At 56.3% G+C, this 22355-nt stretch carries 21 protein-coding genes, 1 pseudogene and 1 other annotated feature; of the genes and pseudogenes, 14 read left to right on the plus strand and 8 right to left on the minus strand.

Going from position 1 to position 22355, the window contains the following annotated elements:
* Window positions 1–187: 187 nt before the first annotated feature.
* The 6 genes and pseudogenes from N5C09_RS21340 to rpmH form a co-directional block, all read right to left on the minus strand.
* Window positions 188–272: pseudogene (locus N5C09_RS21340) on the minus strand (contractile injection system protein, VgrG/Pvc8 family); the annotation flags it as partial.
* 497 nt (window positions 273–769) lie between these two features.
* A complete protein-coding gene (mnmE, locus tag N5C09_RS10880; protein WP_063868610.1) occupies window positions 770–2134 on the minus strand; it encodes a tRNA uridine-5-carboxymethylaminomethyl(34) synthesis GTPase MnmE in 1365 nt (454 codons plus the stop codon).
* A gap of 72 nt (window positions 2135–2206) precedes the next feature.
* Window positions 2207–3850: a membrane protein insertase YidC gene (yidC, locus tag N5C09_RS10885; RefSeq protein ID WP_003861138.1), complete on the minus strand. Its 1644-nt coding sequence runs from the start codon at window positions 3848–3850 to the stop codon at window positions 2207–2209.
* A gap of 2 nt (window positions 3851–3852) precedes the next feature.
* The gene (gene yidD / locus N5C09_RS10890; protein ID WP_001307474.1) at window positions 3853–4110 is read right to left on the minus strand and encodes a membrane protein insertion efficiency factor YidD; all 258 of its coding nucleotides are present in this window, start codon (window positions 4108–4110) and stop codon (window positions 3853–3855) included.
* Window positions 4074–4433, minus strand: coding sequence for a ribonuclease P protein component (gene rnpA, locus N5C09_RS10895; protein WP_006808764.1), 360 nt, complete (start codon window positions 4431–4433; stop codon window positions 4074–4076). The genes yidD and rnpA overlap by 37 nt, the downstream gene beginning before the upstream one ends.
* A 16-nt stretch (window positions 4434–4449) precedes the next feature.
* Window positions 4450–4590, minus strand: a complete 141-nt coding sequence (rpmH, locus tag N5C09_RS10900) for a 50S ribosomal protein L34 (RefSeq protein WP_000831330.1) — start codon at window positions 4588–4590, stop codon at window positions 4450–4452.
* A gap of 637 nt (window positions 4591–5227) precedes the next feature.
* Between rpmH and dnaA the strand changes: the two genes are divergently transcribed.
* Genes dnaA through gyrB form a run of 4 tightly spaced genes read left to right on the plus strand, consistent with a single transcriptional unit; the run spans window position 5228 to window position 11240 of the window.
* The gene (gene dnaA, locus N5C09_RS10905; RefSeq protein ID WP_003861124.1) at window positions 5228–6622 is read left to right on the plus strand and encodes a chromosomal replication initiator protein DnaA; all 1395 of its coding nucleotides are present in this window, start codon (window positions 5228–5230) and stop codon (window positions 6620–6622) included.
* A gap of 4 nt (window positions 6623–6626) precedes the next feature.
* Window positions 6627–7727 carry a DNA polymerase III subunit beta gene (gene dnaN / locus N5C09_RS10910; protein ID WP_003861122.1) on the plus strand — a complete coding sequence of 367 codons (1101 nt, stop codon included), beginning with the start codon at window positions 6627–6629 and terminating at the stop codon, window positions 7725–7727.
* On the plus strand, window positions 7727–8800 hold the full coding sequence (recF, locus tag N5C09_RS10915) for a DNA replication/repair protein RecF (RefSeq protein WP_059294145.1): 1074 nt from the start codon (window positions 7727–7729) through the stop codon (window positions 8798–8800). The genes dnaN and recF overlap by 1 nt, the downstream gene beginning before the upstream one ends.
* Before the next feature lie 28 nt (window positions 8801–8828).
* Window positions 8829–11240 (plus strand): DNA topoisomerase (ATP-hydrolyzing) subunit B, encoded by a 2412-nt coding sequence (gene gyrB / locus N5C09_RS10920; protein WP_063452049.1) that lies wholly within the window; start codon window positions 8829–8831, stop codon window positions 11238–11240.
* A 33-nt stretch (window positions 11241–11273) separates the two neighbouring features.
* On the opposite strand, the gene N5C09_RS10925 is transcribed toward gyrB, so the two are convergent.
* Window positions 11274–12209 (minus strand): LysR family transcriptional regulator, encoded by a 936-nt coding sequence (locus tag N5C09_RS10925; protein WP_279749029.1) that lies wholly within the window; start codon window positions 12207–12209, stop codon window positions 11274–11276.
* A gap of 113 nt (window positions 12210–12322) precedes the next feature.
* On the opposite strand from N5C09_RS10925, the gene N5C09_RS10930 reads away from it, so the two are divergent.
* The 8 genes from N5C09_RS10930 to N5C09_RS10965 all read left to right on the plus strand — a co-directional run bounded on the left by N5C09_RS10930 (window position 12323) and on the right by N5C09_RS10965 (window position 20541).
* Window positions 12323–13348, plus strand: coding sequence for an NAD(P)-dependent alcohol dehydrogenase (locus N5C09_RS10930; protein WP_279749030.1), 1026 nt, complete (start codon window positions 12323–12325; stop codon window positions 13346–13348).
* A gap of 113 nt (window positions 13349–13461) precedes the next feature.
* A complete protein-coding gene (yidA, locus tag N5C09_RS10935; RefSeq protein ID WP_045308263.1) occupies window positions 13462–14274 on the plus strand; it encodes a sugar-phosphatase in 813 nt (270 codons plus the stop codon).
* A gap of 225 nt (window positions 14275–14499) precedes the next feature.
* Window positions 14500–15189 carry a D-galactonate utilization transcriptional regulator DgoR gene (gene dgoR, locus N5C09_RS10940; protein ID WP_003861109.1) on the plus strand — a complete coding sequence of 230 codons (690 nt, stop codon included), beginning with the start codon at window positions 14500–14502 and terminating at the stop codon, window positions 15187–15189.
* Window positions 15186–16064: a 2-dehydro-3-deoxygalactonokinase gene (locus N5C09_RS10945; protein WP_279749031.1), complete on the plus strand. Its 879-nt coding sequence runs from the start codon at window positions 15186–15188 to the stop codon at window positions 16062–16064. Before dgoR ends, N5C09_RS10945 begins: the two co-directional genes overlap by 4 nt.
* Window positions 16048–16665 (plus strand): 2-dehydro-3-deoxy-6-phosphogalactonate aldolase, encoded by a 618-nt coding sequence (locus N5C09_RS10950; protein ID WP_279749032.1) that lies wholly within the window; start codon window positions 16048–16050, stop codon window positions 16663–16665. The genes N5C09_RS10945 and N5C09_RS10950 overlap by 17 nt, the downstream gene beginning before the upstream one ends.
* Window positions 16662–17810, plus strand: a complete 1149-nt coding sequence (gene dgoD, locus N5C09_RS10955) for a galactonate dehydratase (RefSeq protein ID WP_063868621.1) — start codon at window positions 16662–16664, stop codon at window positions 17808–17810. Before N5C09_RS10950 ends, dgoD begins: the two co-directional genes overlap by 4 nt.
* A 112-nt stretch (window positions 17811–17922) precedes the next feature.
* Entirely contained in the window at window positions 17923–19260 is a 1338-nt protein-coding gene (locus N5C09_RS10960; RefSeq protein WP_279749033.1) for an MFS transporter, read from the plus strand.
* A 51-nt stretch (window positions 19261–19311) separates the two neighbouring features.
* Window positions 19312–20541: a DUF3748 domain-containing protein gene (locus N5C09_RS10965; protein ID WP_279749034.1), complete on the plus strand. Its 1230-nt coding sequence runs from the start codon at window positions 19312–19314 to the stop codon at window positions 20539–20541.
* Here N5C09_RS10965 and N5C09_RS10970 read toward each other — a convergent pair.
* A complete protein-coding gene (locus N5C09_RS10970; protein ID WP_063868628.1) occupies window positions 20538–20870 on the minus strand; it encodes a YceK/YidQ family lipoprotein in 333 nt (110 codons plus the stop codon). The genes N5C09_RS10965 and N5C09_RS10970 overlap by 4 nt on opposite strands.
* A gap of 248 nt (window positions 20871–21118) precedes the next feature.
* Window positions 21119–21192: a sequence feature (ROSE (Repression Of Heat Shock gene Expression) occurs in the 5'-region of heat shock genes and acts as an RNA thermometer to modulate expression.), on the plus strand.
* Between N5C09_RS10970 and ibpA the strand changes: the two genes are divergently transcribed.
* The gene (gene ibpA / locus N5C09_RS10975; RefSeq protein WP_003861094.1) at window positions 21186–21596 is read left to right on the plus strand and encodes a small heat shock chaperone IbpA; all 411 of its coding nucleotides are present in this window, start codon (window positions 21186–21188) and stop codon (window positions 21594–21596) included. Its footprint overlaps the feature before it by 7 nt.
* Window positions 21597–21732: 136 nt before the next feature.
* On the plus strand, window positions 21733–22161 hold the full coding sequence (gene ibpB, locus N5C09_RS10980) for a small heat shock chaperone IbpB (RefSeq protein ID WP_006808781.1): 429 nt from the start codon (window positions 21733–21735) through the stop codon (window positions 22159–22161).
* The last annotated feature ends 194 nt before the right edge of the window (window positions 22162–22355 follow it).

Here is a 22355-nt window from a genome sequence, read left to right on the forward strand (position 1 = left end):
ACACACCGAGCAGGCCACGCCGGTGGGCGCGCCGATAAACACACCCGCAGAGCCCTGAACGACGGGTCCGCCGTATTTTGTCATGTCGCCCATCCGGGCGGCCGGTTTACCGCTCATTACCAGTTCCTTCTGTTAATGGTTTTTATGTTCTGGCCCTGGCTCTTTCCTTCACGGGCAGGTTTCTCATAAAAGAAATGTCTTCTTCTGCCAGCAGAGGGCAGAGAAAGCCATAATCCGTTTCGCCATACTGCACGCAGAATTCCTCCCGCCGGTTGTCACGCCTTCAGTAAACAGGACGCACGATACTCCGGCAGGTGAGCCACGATGCTTTCAGTATCCTGCTGCCGGAAGTGACGTAAAGTCTGGCGCAGGCGCTTCAGCGACACGGTGGCTTCTCCGTGATCCAGACGGGTCTAACCTTAGCGCCTGAACCACACAGAAAAAATGGTTAATCCGGATAAAGGTGAAAACCAGGAATTTATAAAGGTATGTATAAACTGAGTTAATAGAATGGCCTGAACCAATTACTTTGATTGCGAGGACTTTGTTGCAGCAGATAACGCTCTGATTTTCTTGCCTCGCATTAACCAAGGCTGTCCGCGCATTCATTTTAAATGCCGTCAAGAAAGTTGGACTGTGAGCTACAAGATTAGATATCGGATTTACTCTCTGAAAGCTTAAACTTACACCAGCACGCAAAATAAAAACCCGCATTAACAGGTAGTTAATGCGGGTCAGTGAACGTTCACGGACGAGGATGGACTAAAACTTACTTACCAATACAGAAGCTTGAGAAAATCCGTCCCAGCAGATCGTCGGACGTAAACTCCCCGGTGATCTCGCTCAGATTCTGCTGCGCCAGACGCAGTTCCTCGGCCAGCAGCTCACCGGCCCACGCGCCGATAAGCTGGGCTTTGCCCTGCTCAAGGTGGCGAGCCGCCTCTTCCAGCGCCTGCAAGTGACGACGACGCGCCAGGAAGCCTCCCTCCATGCTGGTGTCGAAGCCCATGCTCTGTTTGAGATGGTTACGCAGGTCTTCTACGCCTTCCCCGGTACGGGCCGACAGGCGAATAAGTGAGTGACCATTCACATCGCTGAGGCCAAGCGTTTCGCCGGTCACGTCTGCCTTGTTGCGCACTACGGTGATCGGCAGTTTGGCAGGTAGACGGGCGATAAAGTCCGGCCAAATCTCTGCCGGATCAACGGCGTCGGTCGTGGTGCCGTCTACCATAAACAGCACGCGATCGGCCTGCTCAATCTCCTGCCAGGCGCGTTCGATGCCGATACGCTCGACTTCATCGCTCGCATCGCGCAGGCCGGCGGTATCGATGATGTGCAGCGGCATGCCGTCGATATGGATATGCTCGCGCAGTACGTCGCGGGTGGTGCCGGCGATGTCGGTGACGATCGCCGCTTCACGGCCCGCCAGGGCGTTCAGCAGGCTCGATTTCCCGGCGTTGGGGCGTCCGGCAATGACCACCTTCATGCCTTCACGCAGCAGGCTGCCCTGGCGCGCTTCGGCGCGGACGGCATCCAGATCGTTCATCACCTGGTTCAGCTGGGCTTCGATTTTGCCGTCAGAAAGGAAGTCGATCTCCTCGTCCGGGAAGTCGATAGCCGCTTCGACATAGATTCGCAGGTGAGTAAGTGCTTCCACCAGATGATTCACGCGTGCGGAAAACGCGCCCTGCAACGAGTTCAGCGCGGAGCGGGCCGCCTGTTCGGAGCTGGCGTCGATCAGGTCAGCAATCGCTTCGGCCTGCGCCAGGTCGAGCTTGTCGTTCAGGAACGCACGCTCGGAAAATTCGCCCGGCTTCGCAATGCGCAGGCCAGGCAGGGTCAGAATACGTTTTAACAGCAGGTCGAGGATCACCGGACCGCCGTGGCCCTGAAGTTCCAGCACGTCTTCGCCGGTAAAGGAGTTCGGGCCGGGGAACCACAGCGCGATGCCCTGGTCCAGCGGGGTGCCGTCGGCATCTTTAAACGGCAGATAATCAGCGTAGCGCGGCTTTGGCAGTTTACCCAGCACCGCTTCGGCCACCTCACGCGCCTTCAGGCCGGAGATACGCAGAATGCCTACACCACCGCGTCCCGGTGGGGTTGCCTGGGCGACGATAGTGTCGTTATGGCTCATGGTTGCTCTCGTTCAATACAAATAAAAAAGGCGGTCAATCGACCGCCCTTATTTTAGCGTTAACTTACCGAATCAGGACTTTTTCTTTTCGCGGCTATGCAGGCCACGTTTTTCCAGACCACGGTAAATCAGCTGCTGCTGGATGATGGTCACCAGGTTGCTGACGATATAGTACAGCACCAGACCTGACGGGAACCACAGGAAGAACACGGTGAAGATGACCGGCATAAAGGTCATGATCTTCTGCTGCATCGGGTCGGTCACGGTGGTCGGAGACATCTTCTGGATGAAGAACATCGTCACGCCCATCAGGATCGGCAGGATGTAGTACGGGTCCTGTGCGGACAGGTCATGGATCCACAGGGCGAACGGCGCGTGGCGCAGCTCAACGGAACCCATCAGCATGTAGTACAGCGCAAGGAAGATTGGCATCTGAATCAGCAGCGGGAAGCAACCACCCAGTGGGTTTACTTTCTCTGCTTTATACAGGGCCATCATCTCCTGGCTCTGACGCTGTTTGTCATCGCCCAGACGCTCACGCATAGCCTGAATCTTCGGCTGTAGCATACGCATCTTCGCCATGGAGGTGTACTGCGCTTTCGTCAGCGGGTACATGATGCCACGAACGATAAAGGTGATAACGATGATGGAGAAGCCCCAGTTACCCAGGAAGCTGTGGATGAACTTCAGCAGCTTAAACAGCGGCTGAGAGATGAACCACAACCAACCGTAATCAACGGTCAGATCCAGGTGCGGCGCAACGGCAGCCATTTTGTCCTGGATTTCCGGACCGACCCACAGGGTGCTTGCCAGCTTACCGGTTTGACCCGGCTGTACCAGAACCGGCTGAGATTTGTAGCCGATGGCTGCAATACCGTTGCCGAGGTTCGCGGTGTAGAAGTTATTCGTACCGTCGTTGTTCGGTACCCACGCCGTCGCGAAATACTGTTGCAGCATTGCGACCCAGCCGCCTTTAGAACTGACGTTCAGGTTTTCGTTATCGGCAATGGTGTCGAATTTGTATTTCTCGTACTTGGTATCTGGCGTGGAATATGCCGCGCCACGGAAGGTATGCAGCGCAAAGTTGCTGCTTCCGGTGTCACGGTGAGACGGCAGATTGATGGACTGCTTCAGCTGACCAAAGGTAGAGATTTCCAGCGGTTTCGCACCGGCGTTCTGCACGCTGTAGCCCACGTTCACCGCATACTCACCGCGTTTCAGGGTGAAGGTTTTGGTGAAGGTGTTGCCTGCCGCGTCGGTGTAGGTCATCGGAATAACCAGTTCGTTCTGACCATCAGCCAGCACAAACGTGTCGTTTTCGACGTTATACAGTGGACGCGCACCGTTAGCCGGGTTATCCGGGCCATCACGACCGGTCAGGCCGCTCTGTGCCTGGTAGATAAATTCAGGCGTGGTTTCCAGTAACTGGAACGGTTCGGTAGACTTCAGCTCTTTCGGGTAGGTCAACAGCAGCGCCTGCTCAACATCACCACCACGGGTGTTGATAGTCAGCTCAAGCACATCGGTCTTAACCGTAATCTGTTTCCCCTGGCCACTGGCCGGTACGCCCTGGTCGGCGGCGCTACCCGCTGCGGTGGTCGTGGTCTGCGTGGTCTGCTGCTGGGGTTGAGGATTTTTATCCTGCTCCCATGCCTGCCAGATCATGAAAGACACGAACAACAAAGCGATGATAAGAAGATTGCGTTGCGAATCCATCGTTAGTGTTCTCTGGTATCAAAGGGTCCTGGAGGGACGGGGTCGTCTCCACCTGGGTGTAAAGGGTGGCATTTTAATACGCGTTTCACCGTCAACCAACTGCCTTTTATCACTCCAAACCTGCGCAATGCCTCAATTCCGTAGCTTGAGCACGTAGGGGTGAAACGGCAATGTGGCCCGAGTAGCGGACTAATCAGGCGTTGATAGACCCTGATAAGGGCTATCAGGACCCGCGAGCCAGGCGACAGTGGCGGCGCCATAATTTTTCCAACGCTTCCGAGAGAGCACGGTTATCGAGGTCGGCAACCCCTTTTTTAGCCACCACCACGAAATCCATAGAAGGCAGTTCGTGCTGACGTAAACGGAAGCTTTCACGCGTCAGACGTTTAATCCGGTTGCGTTCATGCGCACGCTTAACGTTTTTCTTGGCGACTGTGAGACCGATACGGGGATGCCCCAGCGAATTTTGGCGGCCGAGGATGGTGATTTGCGGCGTGCCAGCCCGTAATGGCTGCTGGAAGACGAAAGTGAAATGAGTGGGAGTTAACAAACGTAACTCCCTGGGAAATGCGAGCTTAACCACTCAGGGGTTAGCTTTATTACTTGGAAACGGTCAGACGAGCGCGGCCTTTAGCACGACGACGTGCCAGAACCTGACGACCATTTTTAGTAGCCATACGAGCACGGAAGCCGTGAGAACGGTTGCGCTTCAGTACAGACGGTTGAAAAGTGCGTTTCATGGCGATTTCTACCTAAACTTGAAAAAATTCATGACTTTTGCGGATGCCCGACCGAGTTTCGAATGACGGACGCCGAAGCCGTGGGTGATTAAAGAGGCCGGATTGTAATAATTGTACACTCCGGAGTCAATTCTCTTTCCTTATTTCCCGCGTATTTCCGCACGATTTCGCGTGGAAAATGAGCAACGGACGACGCAGGAAGATGAGCATCACGCGCCGGGTCGAGGATTATACGGAGTCATCCACAAAGCGCAAGGATCGTCCCGGATCTTCGTTAGATCATTTAAGCCAAAAATCGTCTGTGCTCATTAAATTTTCCAATATGCGGGCTAAATCGCGGGGCACCCGCGTCAGGATCGTTTACACTTACCCGATTCCGGATCATCCTGTGGATAAATCGGGAAGAATCTGTGAGAAACAGAAGATCTCTGGCTCAGTTTAGGCTATGATCCGCGGTCCCGATCGGGATCCAGCGATCCTGGTCGGGCATAAACACAACATCGTTCAGGTTGTATCAACGATAGCGTGTATAACCGCAGATAGCGGTTCGCACATCACCCTGATGGGGTCATGTCGATGTGCGCCAACAATCATGAATATTCAATAGTTTTCTTTTATTGTTCGAGTGGAGTCCGCCGTGTCACTTTCGCTTTGGCAGCAGTGTCTTGCCCGATTGCAGGATGAGTTACCAGCCACAGAATTCAGTATGTGGATCCGCCCGTTGCAGGCGGAACTGAGCGATAACACGCTGGCTTTGTATGCGCCAAACCGTTTCGTGCTCGATTGGGTAAGGGATAAATACCTTAATAATATCAATGGACTGCTGAACGATTTTTGCGGGTCAGATGCCCCACAGCTGCGTTTTGAAGTGGGCACAAAGCCGGTCACCCAAACCGTTCGTGAAGTTGTCAATGTGGCAGCCCCTGCACAGGCGGCGCCCGCTCCAGCGCCTCGCGTTGCACCGGCTCGTCAGGGCTGGGATAACGTTCCTGCCCCCGCTGAGCCTACCTACCGCTCTAACGTGAACGTGAAGCACACGTTCGATAACTTCGTTGAAGGTAAGTCGAACCAGCTGGCGCGCGCGGCGGCTCGCCAGGTTGCTGATAACCCCGGTGGCGCGTATAACCCGCTGTTTCTTTATGGCGGCACGGGTCTCGGTAAAACGCACCTTCTGCACGCGGTGGGTAACGGCATTATGGCGCGTAAGCCGAATGCGAAAGTGGTGTATATGCACTCCGAGCGCTTCGTTCAGGACATGGTAAAAGCCCTGCAAAACAATGCGATCGAAGAGTTTAAACGCTACTACCGTTCCGTTGATGCGCTGCTGATCGATGACATTCAGTTCTTTGCCAATAAAGAACGATCGCAGGAAGAGTTTTTCCACACCTTTAACGCCCTGCTGGAAGGCAATCAGCAGATCATTTTGACCTCGGATCGTTATCCTAAAGAGATCAACGGCGTTGAAGATCGTCTGAAATCCCGCTTCGGCTGGGGCCTGACCGTGGCGATCGAGCCACCGGAGCTGGAAACCCGCGTCGCGATCCTGATGAAAAAAGCCGACGAGAACGACATTCGCCTGCCGGGCGAAGTGGCGTTCTTTATTGCCAAGCGCCTGCGCTCCAACGTTCGTGAGCTGGAGGGCGCGCTGAACCGCGTTATCGCTAACGCCAATTTCACCGGTCGTGCGATCACCATCGATTTTGTGCGTGAAGCGCTGCGCGATTTGTTGGCATTGCAGGAAAAACTGGTCACTATCGACAATATTCAAAAGACGGTGGCTGAGTACTACAAGATCAAAGTGGCAGATTTACTGTCTAAACGTCGTTCCCGCTCGGTGGCGCGTCCGCGTCAGATGGCGATGGCGCTGGCAAAAGAGCTAACCAACCACAGCCTGCCGGAAATCGGCGATGCGTTTGGTGGCCGTGACCATACGACCGTGCTGCACGCTTGTCGCAAGATTGAGCAGTTACGCGAAGAAAGCCACGACATAAAAGAAGATTTTTCCAATTTAATCAGAACATTATCATCGTGACGCTATGAAATTTACCGTTGAACGTGAACATTTATTAAAACCGCTGCAACAGGTGAGTGGCCCGTTAGGCGGCCGCCCAACGCTGCCTATTCTTGGAAACCTGCTGCTTCAGGTCGCGGACGGTACGCTGTCGCTGACCGGCACAGATCTGGAAATGGAAATGATCGCGCGCGTTACGCTGACTCAGCCGCACGACGCGGGCGCGACCACGGTTCCGGCACGTAAATTCTTTGATATCTGCCGTGGGTTGCCGGAAGGTGCTGAAATCGCCGTGCAGCTGGAGGGCGACCGCATGCTGGTGCGCTCTGGCCGCAGCCGTTTCTCCCTTTCCACGCTGCCCGCTGCGGATTTCCCGAACCTGGACGACTGGCAGAGCGAAGTTGAATTTACCCTGCCGCAGGCGACGATGAAGCGTCTGATTGAAGCTACGCAGTTCTCCATGGCGCATCAGGACGTTCGTTACTACTTAAACGGCATGCTGTTCGAAACCGAAGGTGAAGAGCTGCGTACCGTGGCCACCGATGGCCACCGTCTGGCGGTCTGTTCCATGCCGATTGGCGACTCGCTGCCGAACCATTCGGTGATCGTGCCGCGTAAAGGCGTGATTGAACTGATGCGTATGCTCGACGGCGGTGACACGCCGCTGCGGGTGCAGATTGGCAGCAATAACATCCGTGCCCACGTGGGTGATTTTGTCTTTACGTCGAAGCTGGTTGATGGTCGTTTCCCGGATTATCGCCGCGTATTGCCGAAGAACCCGGACAAAACGCTGGAAGCGGGCTGCGATATCCTCAAGCAGGCGTTTGCCCGCGCGGCCATTCTCTCGAACGAGAAATTCCGCGGCGTACGTCTGTACGTGAGTGAAAACCAGATCAAAATCACCGCCAACAACCCGGAGCAGGAAGAGGCAGAAGAGATTCTGGACGTCACCTACGCCGGGGCTGAGATGGAAATCGGCTTCAACGTCAGCTACGTGCTGGATGTGCTCAATGCACTGAAATGCGAGAATGTGCGCATTCTGCTGACCGACTCCGTTTCGAGCGTACAGATTGAAGATGCGGCCAGCCAAAGCGCGGCTTATGTTGTCATGCCAATGAGACTGTAATGTCGCTCACCCGTCTGTTGATCCGCGACTTTCGCAATATCGAAAGCGCGGATCTCGCTTTATCCCCCGGCTTTAACTTCCTGGTTGGCGCGAACGGCAGCGGCAAAACCAGCGTGCTGGAAGCCATCTATACGCTCGGCCATGGCCGGGCGTTTCGCAGTTTGCAGATTGGTCGCGTGATTCGCCACGAGCAGGACTCTTTTGTTCTGCACGGGCGTTTGCAGGGCGCAGAGCGGGAAACCGCCATCGGTCTGACCAAAGACAAGCAGGGCGACAGCAAGGTCCGCATCGACGGCACCGATGGCCACAAGGTGGCAGAGCTAGCGCTACTGATGCCAATGCAGCTGATTACGCCCGAGGGGTTTACTTTACTCAACGGCGGCCCCAAATACAGAAGAGCGTTCCTCGACTGGGGATGCTTTCACAATGAAGCCGGTTTCTTTAACGCCTGGAGCAACCTGAAGCGTCTGCTTAAACAGCGTAACGCCGCGTTGCGCCAGGTCACGCGCTACGCCCAGCTGCGTCCGTGGGACATGGAACTCATCCCTCTCGCGGAACAGATCAGCCGCTGGCGTGCCGAATACAGCGCAGGTATCGCCGAAGACATGGCCGACACCTGCAAACAGTTTTTACCCGAGTTCTCTCTCACCTTCTCCTTCCAGCGCGGCTGGGAGAAAGAGACGGATTATGCCGAGGTGTTAGAGAGAAGCTTCGAGCGCGACCGCATGCTGACCTATACCGCGCACGGCCCGCACAAGGCGGATTTCCGCATTCGTGCCGACGGTGCGCCGGTGGAAGATACGCTGTCGCGCGGGCAGCTGAAGCTCCTGATGTGCGCGCTGCGCCTGGCGCAGGGGGAGTTCCTCACCCGCGAAAGCGGGCGACGCTGCCTGTACCTGATAGATGATTTTGCCTCGGAACTTGACGACGCACGGCGCGGACTGCTTGCCAGCCGCTTAAAAGCCACGCAGTCGCAGGTTTTCGTCAGCGCCATTAGCGCTGAACACGTTATGGACATGTCGGACGAAAATTCGAAGATGTTTACCGTGGAAAAGGGTAAAATAACGGATTAACCCAAGTTGAAATGAGCGAGAAACGTTGATGTCGAATTCTTATGACTCCTCCAGTATCAAAGTCCTGAAAGGGCTGGATGCGGTGCGTAAGCGCCCGGGTATGTATATCGGCGACACGGATGACGGCACCGGTCTGCACCACATGGTATTCGAGGTGGTAGATAACGCTATCGACGAAGCGCTCGCGGGTCACTGTAAAGACATCGTGGTCACGATCCATGCGGACAACTCCGTGTCCGTTACCGATGATGGTCGTGGCATCCCAACCGGTATTCACCCGGAAGAGGGCGTATCGGCTGCGGAAGTGATCATGACCGTGCTGCACGCAGGCGGTAAGTTCGATGATAACTCCTATAAGGTTTCCGGCGGTCTGCACGGCGTAGGCGTTTCCGTGGTAAACGCCCTGTCGCAGAAGCTGGAGCTGGTTATCCAGCGCGAAGGCAAAATTCACCGTCAGATCTACCAGCACGGCGTGCCTGACGCTCCGCTGGCCGTGACGGGTGATACCGATAAAACCGGTACCATGGTGCGTTTCTGGCCGAGCCTCGAAACCTTCACCAACGTTACCGAGTTTGAGTACGACATCCTGGCGAAACGCCTGCGCGAACTGTCGTTCCTGAACTCCGGCGTGTCGATTCGTCTGCGCGACAAGCGCGACAACAAAGAAGATCACTTCCACTACGAAGGCGGTATCAAGGCGTTTGTTGAGTATCTGAACAAGAACAAAACGCCAATTCATCCGAATATCTTCTACTTCTCCACCGAAAAAGACGGTATCGGCGTCGAAGTGGCATTGCAGTGGAACGACGGTTTCCAGGAAAACATCTACTGCTTTACCAACAACATTCCGCAGCGCGACGGCGGTACTCACCTTGCGGGCTTCCGCGCGGCGATGACCCGTACCCTGAACGCCTACATGGACAAAGAAGGCTACAGCAAAAAAGCGAAAGTCAGCGCCACCGGTGACGACGCCCGTGAAGGCCTGATTGCCGTGGTCTCCGTGAAGGTGCCGGATCCGAAGTTCTCCTCTCAGACCAAAGACAAGCTGGTCTCTTCTGAGGTGAAATCGGCGGTTGAGCAGCAGATGAACGAACTGCTGAGCGAATACCTGCTGGAAAACCCGTCCGACGCGAAAATCGTGGTGGGCAAAATTATTGATGCGGCACGTGCCCGTGAAGCGGCGCGTAAAGCCCGTGAAATGACCCGTCGTAAAGGCGCGCTGGACCTGGCAGGCCTGCCGGGCAAGCTGGCTGACTGCCAGGAACGCGACCCGGCGCTGTCTGAACTGTACCTTGTGGAAGGGGACTCCGCGGGCGGTTCTGCGAAGCAGGGCCGTAACCGCAAGAACCAGGCGATCCTGCCGCTGAAGGGTAAAATCCTTAACGTTGAGAAAGCGCGCTTCGACAAGATGCTCTCTTCTCAGGAAGTGGCGACGCTCATCACCGCGCTCGGCTGCGGCATTGGGCGCGACGAGTACAACCCGGACAAGCTGCGCTATCACAGCATCATCATCATGACCGATGCGGACGTCGACGGCTCGCACATTCGTACGCTGCTGTTGACCTTCTTCTATCGTCAGATGCCGGAAATCGTTGAGCGCGGCCACGTCTACATTGCGCAGCCACCGCTGTACAAGGTGAAAAAAGGCAAGCAGGAGCAGTACATTAAGGATGACGAGGCGATGGATCAGTACCAAATCGCCATCGCCCTTGACGGCGCGACCCTGCACGCGAACTCCAGCGCGCCAGCGCTGGCCGGCGAGCCGCTGGAGCGTCTGGTCTCCGAGTTCAACGCCACGCAGAAAATGATTGGCCGCATGGAGCGCCGCTATCCGAAAGCGCTGCTGAAGGAGCTGATTTATCAGCCAACCCTGACCGAAGCCGATCTGAGCAGCGAGCAGGCCGTAACCCGCTGGGTGAATACCCTGGTGAGCGAGCTGAACGAGAAAGAGCAGCACGGCAGCCAGTGGAAGTTCGACGTTCAGCAGAACGCTGAGCAGCAGTTCGAGCCGATTGTGCGCGTGCGTACCCACGGCGTCGATACCGACTACCCGCTGGAGCACGAATTTGTGACCGGTCCGGAATACCGCCGTATCTGCACCCTCGGCGAGAAGCTGCGCGGTCTGATCGAAGAAGATGCGTTTATCGAACGTGGCGAGCGTCGTCAGCCGGTAGCCAGCTTCGAGCAGGCGCTGGAGTGGCTGGTGAAAGAGTCCCGTCGTGGCCTCTCTATTCAGCGTTATAAAGGTCTGGGCGAAATGAACCCGGATCAGCTGTGGGAAACCACCATGGATCCGGAAAGCCGTCGCATGCTGCGCGTCACCGTTAAAGACGCGATTGCAGCGGATCAGCTTTTCACCACCCTGATGGGCGATGCGGTTGAACCACGTCGTGCCTTCATCGAAGAGAACGCCCTGAAGGCGGCGAATATCGATATTTAATCGTCGCTTTACGGCAACATAACTGGCCGCGCTTTAGCGCGGCTTTTTTATGGGCGCAGGAAGGTCCAGCGACATCACTGCCGGTAAACGGCTCGCCAGCTTATCTATGGCAATTCTAACCCTTAGCGGCAGGTGCGGCGTCTGCTGCCAGACGGCATGAACGTCGAAGCGTACATCCGGGGCCTGATTTAAGAGCGGGACAAGGTTCCCCTGCTGAATTTCTTTGTTGACCATCCAGCAGGGTAACCACGCAAGGCCGTGGCCGGCCAGCGCCGCGTCGCAGATCGCCTGTAAATCATCCATATTGAGAGATGAGCGGGGAATAAACGTGCGCGACGTGCCATCGTAATCCATCAGCTGCCAGGGTAAGACTCTGCCCGCACGCGTGTAGTTAATGGTCGTATGCTGGCGTAAATCATCAACGGCCTGCGGCTGGCCATTCTTAAGCAGATAATCCGGCGCGGCACACAGAACCATTCGGTGCTCACCCAGCCTTCTGGCGACCAGCACGGCGCTGTCAGCCAGGGTGCCATTGCGCACCGCCATATCAAACCCTTCTTCCACGAGATCCACGATGCGGTCGCTGAAGGACATTTCAAGCTCAAGTCCGGGGTGTTCCTGCGTCAGCTCTGTGAGCAGCGGGGCGATACACTGACGACCAAACAGCACCGGCATGGCAACCCGCAGCCGTCCGCTGACCTGATGTTTTCCGGTTTCAAGCAGCGATTCAGCGCCACGAATCTCCTCCAGCGCGCGCAGGCAGCGTTTATAAAAAAGCGCGCCGTTATCGGTCAGCCTCTGACTGCGCGTGGTCCGATGAAACAGACGAACCCCCAGCCTCTCTTCAAGACGAGCAATGCTTTTTCCTACCGCCGAGCGCGACAAATGCAGACGCACGGCGGCCTGCGCAAAACTTCCTGCTTCTACGGAGGCAACGAAAACGGGAATATCTTTCAGCGTATCGGTCATGAACTGATTGTATCTTTTTGGTCATCAATAGTGGGAAAATTTATCGCCACTGGCGACGTAGAGTCAACGGTAGACTGTCAGAACTGAAAATCATCTGATGACAGGAGAAAAAAATGACAGAAACAATGCAGCGCTGGTCAATGAACGCCCTTGGGCGCGAGAGCCTTCAGCTTGTTCAGGAGCCTGTTCCACAGCCAGGCCCGGGTGAGGTTCGCGTACGGGTAAATGCCGTTGCGCTCAACTACCGGGATAAAATGGTTATCGAAGGCACGATGCCGATTCCGCTTTCCTTCCCGTTTACCCCGGCGTCTGACATGGCGGGCGTGGTGGACAGCATTGGCGACGGGGTGACACGCTTCAAACCCGGCGCACGCGTCATCTCCACCTTTTTCCCCGAGTGGATCGACGGCAAGCCGCAGGCAGACGCGCGCGATTTGCCCTACAAAACGTCCGGTGGATACTTCCAGGGCATGCTGGCCGGGTATGTGATTGTGAGTGAAAACGCGCTGGTGGCCTCCCCGGAAAGCCTGGATGACGCTGAGGCCAGCACGCTTCCTTGTGCGGGGCTTACCGCATGGTTCGCGCTGGTGGAGCGCGGTCATTTACGCGCCGGGCAATCGGTGCTGGTACAGGGGACGGGCGGCGTGGCGCTATTCGCTTTGCAGATAGCAAAAGCGCACGGCGCCGAGGTGATTGTCACGTCGGGGAGTGATGAAAAACTGGCGCTGGCCAAAAAACTGGGCGCCAGCCAGGGCATTAACCGGCTGAAAGGCGACTGGGCTGAAAATGCGTTGGTACTCACGCAGGACCGCGGCATTGACCATATCATTGAAACCGTGGGAGGCGAGAACCTGAAGCATTCCCTGCGCGCCGTTGCCGTTCACGGGCGTATCTCAGTGATTGGCGTGCTGGCCGGGACAGACATTTCGCTGCCCGCGAGCGAACTGTTGCTGAAATCCCCCGTCATCCAGGGGATTGGGGTTGGACACCGTCGGGCGCTGGAAGATTTTGTCCGTGCCGTTGACGTCACTGGCTTAAAACCGGTGATTGAGCATCGCTACCGCTTTGACGAGCTGGAACAGGCGCTTGAACATCTGGATCGCGGCGCGTTTGGCAAAATTGTTCTCACCCGCGAGTGAGTTCCCGTTCCCGGGATAAACGTAAAAGGGGCTTTTTGTTGCGCAAATTAGCTCTATTTTTGTGGGCTTAATCGCGTTAGCATGAGGTAGCACTCATTTATCCCGGGGACCTCATGGCCATCAAACTCATTGCAATCGATATGGACGGCACGCTGCTGCTGCCGGACCACACCATCTCTCCAGCCGTTAAAAACGCGATCGCCGCTGCACGCGAAAAAGGCGTGAACGTCGTGCTCACCACCGGACGACCGTATGCCGGGGTGCACAGCTACCTGAAAGAGCTGCACATGAACCAGCCTGGCGATTACTGCATCACCTATAACGGCGCGCTGGTGCAAAAGGCAGCCGATGGCAGCACGGTGGCGCAAACTGCACTGAGCTATGATGACTACCTGTTCCTGGAAAAACTGTCCCGCGAAGTAGGCTCCCACTTCCACGCGCTCGATCGTAATACGCTTTACACCGCCAACCGCGATATCAGCTACTACACGGTGCACGAGTCCTACGTTGCAACCATTCCACTGGTGTTCTGCGAAGCGGAAAACATGGATCCGGCAACCCAGTTCCTGAAAGTAATGATGATCGACGAACCCGCGATCCTCGACAAAGCCATCTCACGCATTCCGGCTGAGGTAAAAGAGAAATACACCGTGCTGAAAAGCGCGCCGTACTTCCTCGAAATCCTTGATAAACGCGTCAATAAAGGCACGGGCGTGAAATCGCTTGCCGATGCGCTGGGCATTAAGCCTGAGGAGATCATGGCGCTGGGCGATCAGGAAAACGATATTGCGATGATCGAGTATGCGGGCATGGGCGTGGCGATGGATAACGCGATCCCGTCGGTAAAAGACGTGGCGAACTTCGTTACCAAATCTAACCTGGAAGACGGCGTTGCCTGGGCGATCGAGAAATTCGTTCTGTCGTAACAAGCGCTTAAATCATTAGCCCCGGTTATCAACCGGGGCTTTTTTTTGCCCTGAATTTATTGAGTTGTTCTTTTTGTGATCTAGATTGTAGTACAACATTAAATGATTGTACTACATTGTCACCACAGCAAAGACGAATGGCCTCACGTTTGTACTGCAAAAGTGAGGCGAAATTCAGCGGTCGCGGTAAAGTAGTGATGGACTTACAGAGCACAAGGACTCTCCATGACACTCAATAAAACCGATCGCATTGTCATCACGCTGGGCACCCAGATTGTGGGTGGCAAATACGTTCCCGGTTCGCCGCTGCCAGCAGAGGCCGAACTGTGCGAAGAGTTTGAAACCTCGCGCAACATCATCCGGGAAGTGTTCCGCTCGCTAATGGCGAAGCGGCTGATTGAAATGAAGCGCTATCGCGGGGCGTTTGTTGCACCGCGTAACCAGTGGAACTACCTCGATACCGATGTTCTGCAATGGGTACTGGAAAACGACTACGACCCCCGGCTTATCGGCGCGATGAGCGAAGTCCGAAATCTGGTGGAACCGGCCATTGCCCGCTGGGCAGCAGAGCGCGCAACGTCTGGTGACCTGGCACAGATTGAGTCAGCGTTGAACGACATGATCGCCAATAACCAGAATCGGGAGGCGTTCAACGAAGCGGACATTCGCTATCACGAGGCGGTATTGCAGTCGGTGCATAACCCGGTTTTACAGCAGCTTAGCGTGGCGATCAGCTCGCTACAGCGAGCAGTATTTGAACGTACCTGGATGGGCGATGAGGCCAACATGCCGAAAACGCTTCAGGAACATAAAGCGCTGTTCGATGCGATACGGCATCAGGACGGCGATGCGGCAGAGCAGGCGGCGCTAACCATGATCGCCAGCTCGACACGAAGGTTGAAGGAAATCACATGACATCACGCTACATCGCAATTGACTGGGGATCGACCAATCTGCGCGCCTGGCTCTACCAGGGCGAGCAGTGCCTGGAAAGCAGGCAATCGGAAGCAGGCGTCACGCGTCTGAACGGTAAATCCCCTGAAGCGGTGTTAGCAGAGGTGACACAAAGCTGGCGCGACGGTAACACGCCGGTGGTGATGGCCGGAATGGTCGGCAGTAACGTGGGCTGGAAGGTCGCACCTTACCTGTCGGTTCCGGTTCATTTCGCCTCCATTGGTGAGAAGTTAACGTCCGTTGGCGACAATGTCTGGATTATTCCCGGTTTATGCGTCTCTCGCGACGATAACCAAAACGTGATGCGCGGCGAAGAGACGCAGCTGCTCGGGGCGCGCACCCTTTCTCCTTCTTCTGTCTACGTCATGCCCGGGACGCACTGCAAATGGGTCCAGGCGGATGCTGAGCAAATTCATGATTTTCGCACCGTGATGACCGGTGAATTGCATCATTTGCTGCTTACGCATTCGCTGGTGGGGGCCGGTTTGCCGGAGCAGAACCCTTCGCCGGAAGCGTTTGCTGCCGGGCTTGAGCGCGGGATCGCATCCCCTGCCGTTTTGCCGCAACTTTTTGAGGTTCGCGCCTCGCACGTGCTGGGAAATCTTCCGCGCGAGCAGGTTAGCGAATTTCTGTCCGGCCTGCTGATTGGCGCCGAAGTCGCCACCCTGAGCGACGCGTTCGCCGGGCAGCAGACCATCACGCTCGTCGCGGGTTCATCGCTGACGTCACGTTACCGCCAGGCGTTCCACGCTATCGGACGGGATGTTGCCGCGGTGGAGGGCGACACGGCATTTCAGGCAGGCATAAGGAGCATCGCTCATGCAGTGGCAAACTGATCTTCCCCTTATCGCGATTTTGCGCGGCATCACGCCCGACGAGGCGTTAGCGCACGTTGGCGCGGTTATCGACGCCGGGTTCGACGCGGTGGAAATCCCGCTCAACTCTCCGGCGTGGGAAAAAAGCATTCCGGCAGTGGTGGCGGCGTTTGGTGATAAGGCACTGATTGGCGCAGGAACCGTGTTGCAGCCGGAGCAGGTGGATGACCTGGCGAAAATGGGCTGCAAGCTTATCGTCACACCCAATATCAACCCCGAGGTCATCCGCCGGGCGGTGGATTACGGCATGACCGTTTGCCCGGGGTGCGCCACCGCCACAGAAGCCTTTACCGCCCTCGATGCGGGCGCACAGTCGCTCAAAATTTTCCCGTCGTCGGCTTTTGGCCCGGACTACATCAAAGCGCTGAAGGCGGTCTTACCCGCCAGCGTGCCGGTCTTTGCCGTGGGCGGCGTCACGCCGGAAAACCTGGTGCAGTGGATAAACGCGGGCTGTGTGGGCGCGGGGCTGGGCAGCGATCTCTATCGTGCAGGCCAGTCCGTTGAGCGTACCGCCCGGCAGGCGACAGCATTTGTGAAAGCGTATCGAGAGGCAGTGCAATGAAAATAACCAAACTCACCACGTACCGTTTACCCCCGCGCTGGATGTTCCTGAAAATCGAAACCGACGAAGGCGTGGTCGGCTGGGGCGAGCCGGTGATTGAAGGCCGTGCGCGTACGGTTGAAGCCGCGGTTCACGAGCTGGGTGAATACCTGATTGGCCAGGATCCGGCGCGCATCAACGACCTGTGGCAGGTCATGTATCGGGCGGGATTTTACCGTGGCGGTCCGATCCTGATGAGCGCCATCGCCGGTATCGACCAGGCGCTGTGGGATATCAAGGGCAAAGTGCTGAATGCCCCGGTCTGGCAATTAATGGGCGGTCTGGTACGTGACAAAATCAAAGCCTACAGCTGGGTGGGCGGCGATCGCCCTGCGGAAGTCATCGACGGTATCCGCCAGCTGCGCAACATTGGTTTTGACACCTTCAAACTCAACGGCTGCGAAGAGATGGGCGTTATCGACAACTCGCGCGCGGTAGACCGGGCGGTGAACACCGTGGCGCAAATCCGTGAGGCTTTCGGCAACGAGATTGAGTTTGGCCTGGACTTTCACGGCCGCGTCAGCGCGCCGATGGCCAAAGTGCTGATTAAAGAGCTGGAGCCGTATCGCCCGCTGTTTATCGAAGAGCCTGTACTGGCCGAGCAGGCGGAATACTATCCAAAACTGGCAGAACAGACGCACATTCCCATCGCGGCGGGTGAACGCATGTTCTCGCGCTTCGAGTTTAAACGCGTGCTGGAAGCGGGCGGCATTGCGATTCTGCAACCGGACCTCTCCCACGCGGGCGGCATCACCGAATGCTACAAAATTGCCGGCATGGCAGAAGCCTACGATGTGGCGCTGGCGCCGCACTGTCCGCTTGGGCCTATTGCGCTGGCAGCCTGTCTGCACGTGGACTTCGTCTCCCGCAATGCGGTGTTTCAGGAACAAAGCATGGGCATTCACTATAACAAGGGCGCGGAGCTGCTCGACTTTGTGAAAAACAAAGAAGACTTCAGCATGGAAGGCGGTTTCTTTAAACCGTTAACGAAGCCGGGCCTTGGCGTGGAAATTGACGAAGCCAAAGTCATTGAGCTGAGTAAAAATACGCCGGACTGGCGTAATCCACTGTGGCGTCATGAGGACGGTTCCGTAGCCGAGTGGTAAAGCCGGATGGCGCTTCGCTTATCCGGCCTACTCTCCCGTAGGCCCGGTAAGCGAAGCGCCTCCGGGCAAAAATCATACATACAAAAATATAACCCTCTGTAAATTACAGGGCATGGTGAGCGGCTTCGCTATGCCCAAAATCTGGAGACAGATTGCGATGGATATTCCAGTTACTGCTGCAAAAACCGGGCGTCGCCGTTACCTGACGCTGATGATGATCTTTATTACCGTGGTCATTTGCTATGTCGACCGCGCCAACCTCGCCGTGGCATCGGCTCATATTCAGGAAGAGTTCGGCATCACCAAAGCGGAAATGGGCTATGTCTTCTCGGCGTTTGCCTGGCTGTATACGCTCTGTCAGATCCCCGGCGGCTGGTTCCTTGACCGCGTGGGATCGCGTCTGACCTACTTTATCGCTATTTTGGGCTGGTCCGTGGCGACCCTGTTCCAGGGCTTCGCCACCGGGCTGATGTCGCTGATTGGCCTGCGCGCCATCACCGGGGTGTTTGAAGCACCCGCGTTCCCGACCAACAACCGCATGGTGACCAGCTGGTTCCCGGAACATGAGCGTGCCTCTGCCGTAGGCTTTTACACCTCCGGGCAGTTTGTGGGCCTGGCATTTCTGACGCCGCTGTTAATCTGGATCCAGGAGCTGCTGAGCTGGCACTGGGTGTTTATCGTCACCGGCGGGATCGGCATTATCTGGTCGCTCATCTGGTTCAAGGTGTATCAGCCGCCGCGTCTGACCAAAAGCATCACCAAAGCCGAGCTGGACTACATCCGCGACGGTGGCGGTCTGGTAGATGGCGATGCCCCGGTGAAAAAAGAGGCGCGCCAGCCGTTAACCAAAGCGGACTGGAAGCTGGTCTTCCACCGTAAGCTGGTGGGCGTGTATCTGGGACAGTTCGCGGTGACCTCCACGCTGTGGTTCTTCCTCACCTGGTTCCCGAACTACCTGACGCAGGAAAAAGGGATCACCGCGCTGAAGGCGGGCTTTATGACCACCGTGCCGTTCCTGGCGGCCTTCTTCGGCGTACTGCTCTCGGGCTGGCTGGCGGACAAGCTGGTGAAAAAAGGCTTCTCGCTGGGCGTGGCGCGTAAAACACCGATTATCTGCGGGCTGCTGATCTCGACCTGCATCATGGGGGCAAACTACACCAACGATCCGGTGTGGATCATGACCCTGATGGCGATAGCGTTCTTCGGGAACGGCTTTGCCTCCATCACCTGGTCTCTGGTGTCGTCCCTGGCGCCGATGCGTCTGAGCGGCCTGACCGGTGGCGTGTTTAACTTCGTTGGCGGGCTGGGTGGGATCACCGTGCCGCTGGTTATCGGCTACCTTGCGCAGGACTACGGCTTTGGTCCGGCTCTGGTGTATATCTCTGCCGTGGCGCTGATCGGCGCGCTCTCCTACATCCTGCTGGTGGGCGACGTGAAACGAGTAGGCTAACGCCTTAGGATGTTTTACCCTGATGCGATAACCGCGCATCAGGGTATCCTTATGAAACAAATCACCTTCGCTTCCCGCCACCACCAGCTCACCAATATCAACACCTGGACCCCAGACAGCCAGTGGCTTGTCTATGACGTGCGGCCATCCGGCGCGTCGTTTACCGGTAAAACCATTGAGCGGGTCAATGTCAGTACGGGCGAGGTTGAGGTGATCTACCGTGCCGCTGACGGCGCGCATGTCGGCGTGGTAACCGTTCATCCTGCTGAGGATAAATATGTATTTATCCACGGCCCGAAAAACCCCGATGCAGACTGGCAGTATGATTTTCACCATCGTCAGGGAGTGATTGCGCACAACGGCGAGGTGAGCAATCTCGATGCGATGGATATCACCGCGCCTTACACGGCTGGTGCGCTGCGTGGCGGCAGCCACGTCCACGTTTTTAGCCCGAACGGGCAGTTCGTCAGCTTTACCTACAACGACCATGTGCTGCACGAGCGCGATCCAAAGCTGGATTTGCGTAACGTCGGGGTAGCTGCGCCTTTCGGCCCGGTAAACCCACAGGGGAACCATCCACGGGAATATGCTGGCACCTTCTGGAGCGTGCTGGTAAGCCGTACAACGCCGAACCCGCAACCAGGCAGCGATGAGATTAACCGCGCCTATGAAGAGGGCTGGGTGGGCAACGACAGGCTGGCGTTTATCGGCGATACGGTGTCTGCGAAAGGCGAAAAGGTGCCGGAACTGTTTATTGTGGACCTCCCCAAAGATGAGCAGGGCTGGAAACGGGCGGGCGAGTCGCCGTTGCAGGGAACGCCTGAGACGATGCCCGCGCCTCCTGCGGGCATCACGCAACGCCGCTTAACCTTCACCCATCAGAAGGCGTATCCGGGGCTGGTGAACGTGCCGCGCCACTGGGTGCGCAGCAATCCGCAGGGGACGCAGATTGCGTTTTTAATGCGGGACGATAACGGCGTTGTGCAGCTGTGGCTTATCTCACCTGAGGGCGGCGAGCCGCGCCAGTTGACCCACAGTGTGAGTGATATCCAGTCGGCCTTTAACTGGCATCCCTCCGGCCACACACTTGGGTTTGTGCTCGAAAGCCGCATCGCCTGCTGCGGTGCGCAGACCGGAAAGGTGACGTTTTTGACGTCCGATCGTGGCAATCCGCCGTCTGCTGACGCAGTGGTTTTTTCCCCGGACGGGCGTTATATCGCGTGGATGGAAGAGAAGGACGGTTTCCGCCAGCTGTGGCTAACGGAAACCGTACGGAATTAGCGCGGGGGCATCTCTGCGGGCGGGATGACGGAGTTGGTTGCCAGCGTCTCCTGCTCGCTTTTCTCAACGCGCGAGCGCACTGAGCTGTCGGTGCGGAACATATCCCACGGCAGCAGAAGCGTATCGGCAACCGCCGTAAATGGCATATCAAGAATCGCCAGAGATTTGGTACCCCAGTTTGTCTCATCATCAGAGATCATGGCGGCACTGGCGCGCGTCCCCGGATATGTTCCTTCTTTACCGCCGGTGTGCGACATCACGCTCGAACACCCGCAAAGTAAAACAACCCCGCTGAACGTCGCCAGCTTAATCAGAACATTTCTCATCATCACTCAGTCATCTTTAGTAGCACGGCATTGACCTGCAACTCAGGGTTATAGCGAGGCGCGTCCAAAATGGACAGTCCAAAACATCTGCACTGTGGTCGCCATCGCAATTTAACCCTTTGTGCTGTGCCCCTGAGTCTATGCGACATCCAGCAAAGTGCAAAAAAATCTCACATTAATACGCTTGAAAAGCCCGTATCCAGACCCATTTTAAGGATGTACCCCGATAACGGACACGCCTGATGGGTGTTCGGGGGAACGGAAGCCTGTCCATGGTGGAAGGCTACATTTTCTCGCTGATTTCAGGAGCTTTTATCTATGCGTAACTTCGATCTCTCTCCGCTATACCGTTCTGCCATTGGTTTTGATCGTCTGTTCAACCACTTAGAAAACAACCAGAGCCAGAGCAACGGCTATCCTCCTTACAACGTTGAACTGGTTGACGAAAACCACTACCGCATTGCGATTGCTGTCGCCGGTTTCGCAGAGAGCGAACTGGAGATCACCGCCCAGGACAATCTGCTGGTGGTGAAAGGCTCCCATGCGGGCGAGCAGAAAGAACGAACCTACCTCTACCAGGGCATCGCAGAGCGCAACTTTGAGCGCAAGTTCCAGCTGGCTGAGAACATCCACGTCAAGGGCGCGAACCTGGTGAACGGCCTGCTTTTTATCGAACTGGAACGTGTGATTCCGGAAGAGAAAAAACCACGCCGTATCGAAATCAACTAATTATGCGGGTCGCTAACGCGGCCCACCTGAAATTGCTTGCCGTAAAGGGAGCATATGCGAATCCGTAAGGGTTTGCAGGTACAACTGCGCACAAAATTAAACTGTGCCGAACTCGCTTCTCAGAAGGAGATTTAGTATGCGTAACTATGATTTTTCCCCTCTGCTGCGTCAGTGGATCGGTTTTGACAAACTGGCTAACGCGCTGCAAAGCGCGACCGAACAGCAGACGTTTCCGCCGTACAACATCGAAAAAAGCGATGATAATCACTACCGCATCACGCTCGCGCTGGCCGGGTTCCGTCAGGAAGATCTCGACATCCAGCTTGAGGGTACGCGCCTGACCGTGAAAGGGTCGCCGGAAAAACCAGACACCGAGACCAAATGGCTGCATCAGGGGCTTGTCACTCAGCCGTTCAGCCTGAGCTTTACGCTGGCAGACCATATGGAAGTGTCTGGCGCGACGTTTACCAACGGGCTGCTGAATATTGACCTCACCCGTAACGTGCCGGAAGCCATTGCGCCGCAGCGCATCGCCATTAGCGAACGTCCGGCGTTGAATAGCTAATACTTTTTTTGCCGGGTAGAGGCTGCGCAAAACCTGCCGAACCTGTAGGTCGGGTAAGGCGCAGCCGCCACCCGACAATACTCACAGACTGCACGAAGCCCTGCCCCGGCAGGGCTTTTTTGTGCGCCATCGCCCATACAATCGCCGCTGGCTCTGAGAGAATCCTTAGTATAACTATGGTTATACACAGGATG

The organism is Enterobacter sp. GD03975, from assembly GCF_029838645.1.
Taxonomy (GTDB): domain Bacteria; phylum Pseudomonadota; class Gammaproteobacteria; order Enterobacterales; family Enterobacteriaceae; genus Enterobacter; species Enterobacter quasihormaechei.

Excerpts from the sequence above, each read along its gene's own strand:
- dgoD (WP_063868621.1), top strand. The coding sequence starts at position 16,662 with ATGAAAATAACCAAACTCACCACGTACCGTTTACCCCCGCGCTGGATG.
- rpmH (WP_000831330.1), bottom strand. The coding sequence starts at position 4,590 with ATGAAACGCACTTTTCAACCGTCTGTACTGAAGCGCAACCGTTCTCAC.
- ibpA (WP_003861094.1), top strand. The coding sequence starts at position 21,186 with ATGCGTAACTTCGATCTCTCTCCGCTATACCGTTCTGCCATTGGTTTT.
- yidC (WP_003861138.1), bottom strand. The coding sequence starts at position 3,850 with ATGGATTCGCAACGCAATCTTCTTATCATCGCTTTGTTGTTCGTGTCT.
- N5C09_RS10925 (WP_279749029.1), bottom strand. The coding sequence starts at position 12,209 with ATGACCGATACGCTGAAAGATATTCCCGTTTTCGTTGCCTCCGTAGAA.
- yidD (WP_001307474.1), bottom strand. The coding sequence starts at position 4,110 with ATGGCGCCGCCACTGTCGCCTGGCTCGCGGGTCCTGATAGCCCTTATC.
- N5C09_RS10945 (WP_279749031.1), top strand. The coding sequence starts at position 15,186 with ATGACATCACGCTACATCGCAATTGACTGGGGATCGACCAATCTGCGC.
- mnmE (WP_063868610.1), bottom strand. The coding sequence starts at position 2,134 with ATGAGCCATAACGACACTATCGTCGCCCAGGCAACCCCACCGGGACGC.
- N5C09_RS10960 (WP_279749033.1), top strand. The coding sequence starts at position 17,923 with ATGGTGAGCGGCTTCGCTATGCCCAAAATCTGGAGACAGATTGCGATG.
- yidA (WP_045308263.1), top strand. The coding sequence starts at position 13,462 with ATGGCCATCAAACTCATTGCAATCGATATGGACGGCACGCTGCTGCTG.
- N5C09_RS10930 (WP_279749030.1), top strand. The coding sequence starts at position 12,323 with ATGACAGAAACAATGCAGCGCTGGTCAATGAACGCCCTTGGGCGCGAG.
- gyrB (WP_063452049.1), top strand. The coding sequence starts at position 8,829 with ATGTCGAATTCTTATGACTCCTCCAGTATCAAAGTCCTGAAAGGGCTG.
- N5C09_RS10965 (WP_279749034.1), top strand. The coding sequence starts at position 19,312 with ATGAAACAAATCACCTTCGCTTCCCGCCACCACCAGCTCACCAATATC.
- recF (WP_059294145.1), top strand. The coding sequence starts at position 7,727 with ATGTCGCTCACCCGTCTGTTGATCCGCGACTTTCGCAATATCGAAAGC.
- dnaN (WP_003861122.1), top strand. The coding sequence starts at position 6,627 with ATGAAATTTACCGTTGAACGTGAACATTTATTAAAACCGCTGCAACAG.
- dgoR (WP_003861109.1), top strand. The coding sequence starts at position 14,500 with ATGACACTCAATAAAACCGATCGCATTGTCATCACGCTGGGCACCCAG.
- N5C09_RS10970 (WP_063868628.1), bottom strand. The coding sequence starts at position 20,870 with ATGATGAGAAATGTTCTGATTAAGCTGGCGACGTTCAGCGGGGTTGTT.
- N5C09_RS10950 (WP_279749032.1), top strand. The coding sequence starts at position 16,048 with ATGCAGTGGCAAACTGATCTTCCCCTTATCGCGATTTTGCGCGGCATC.
- ibpB (WP_006808781.1), top strand. The coding sequence starts at position 21,733 with ATGCGTAACTATGATTTTTCCCCTCTGCTGCGTCAGTGGATCGGTTTT.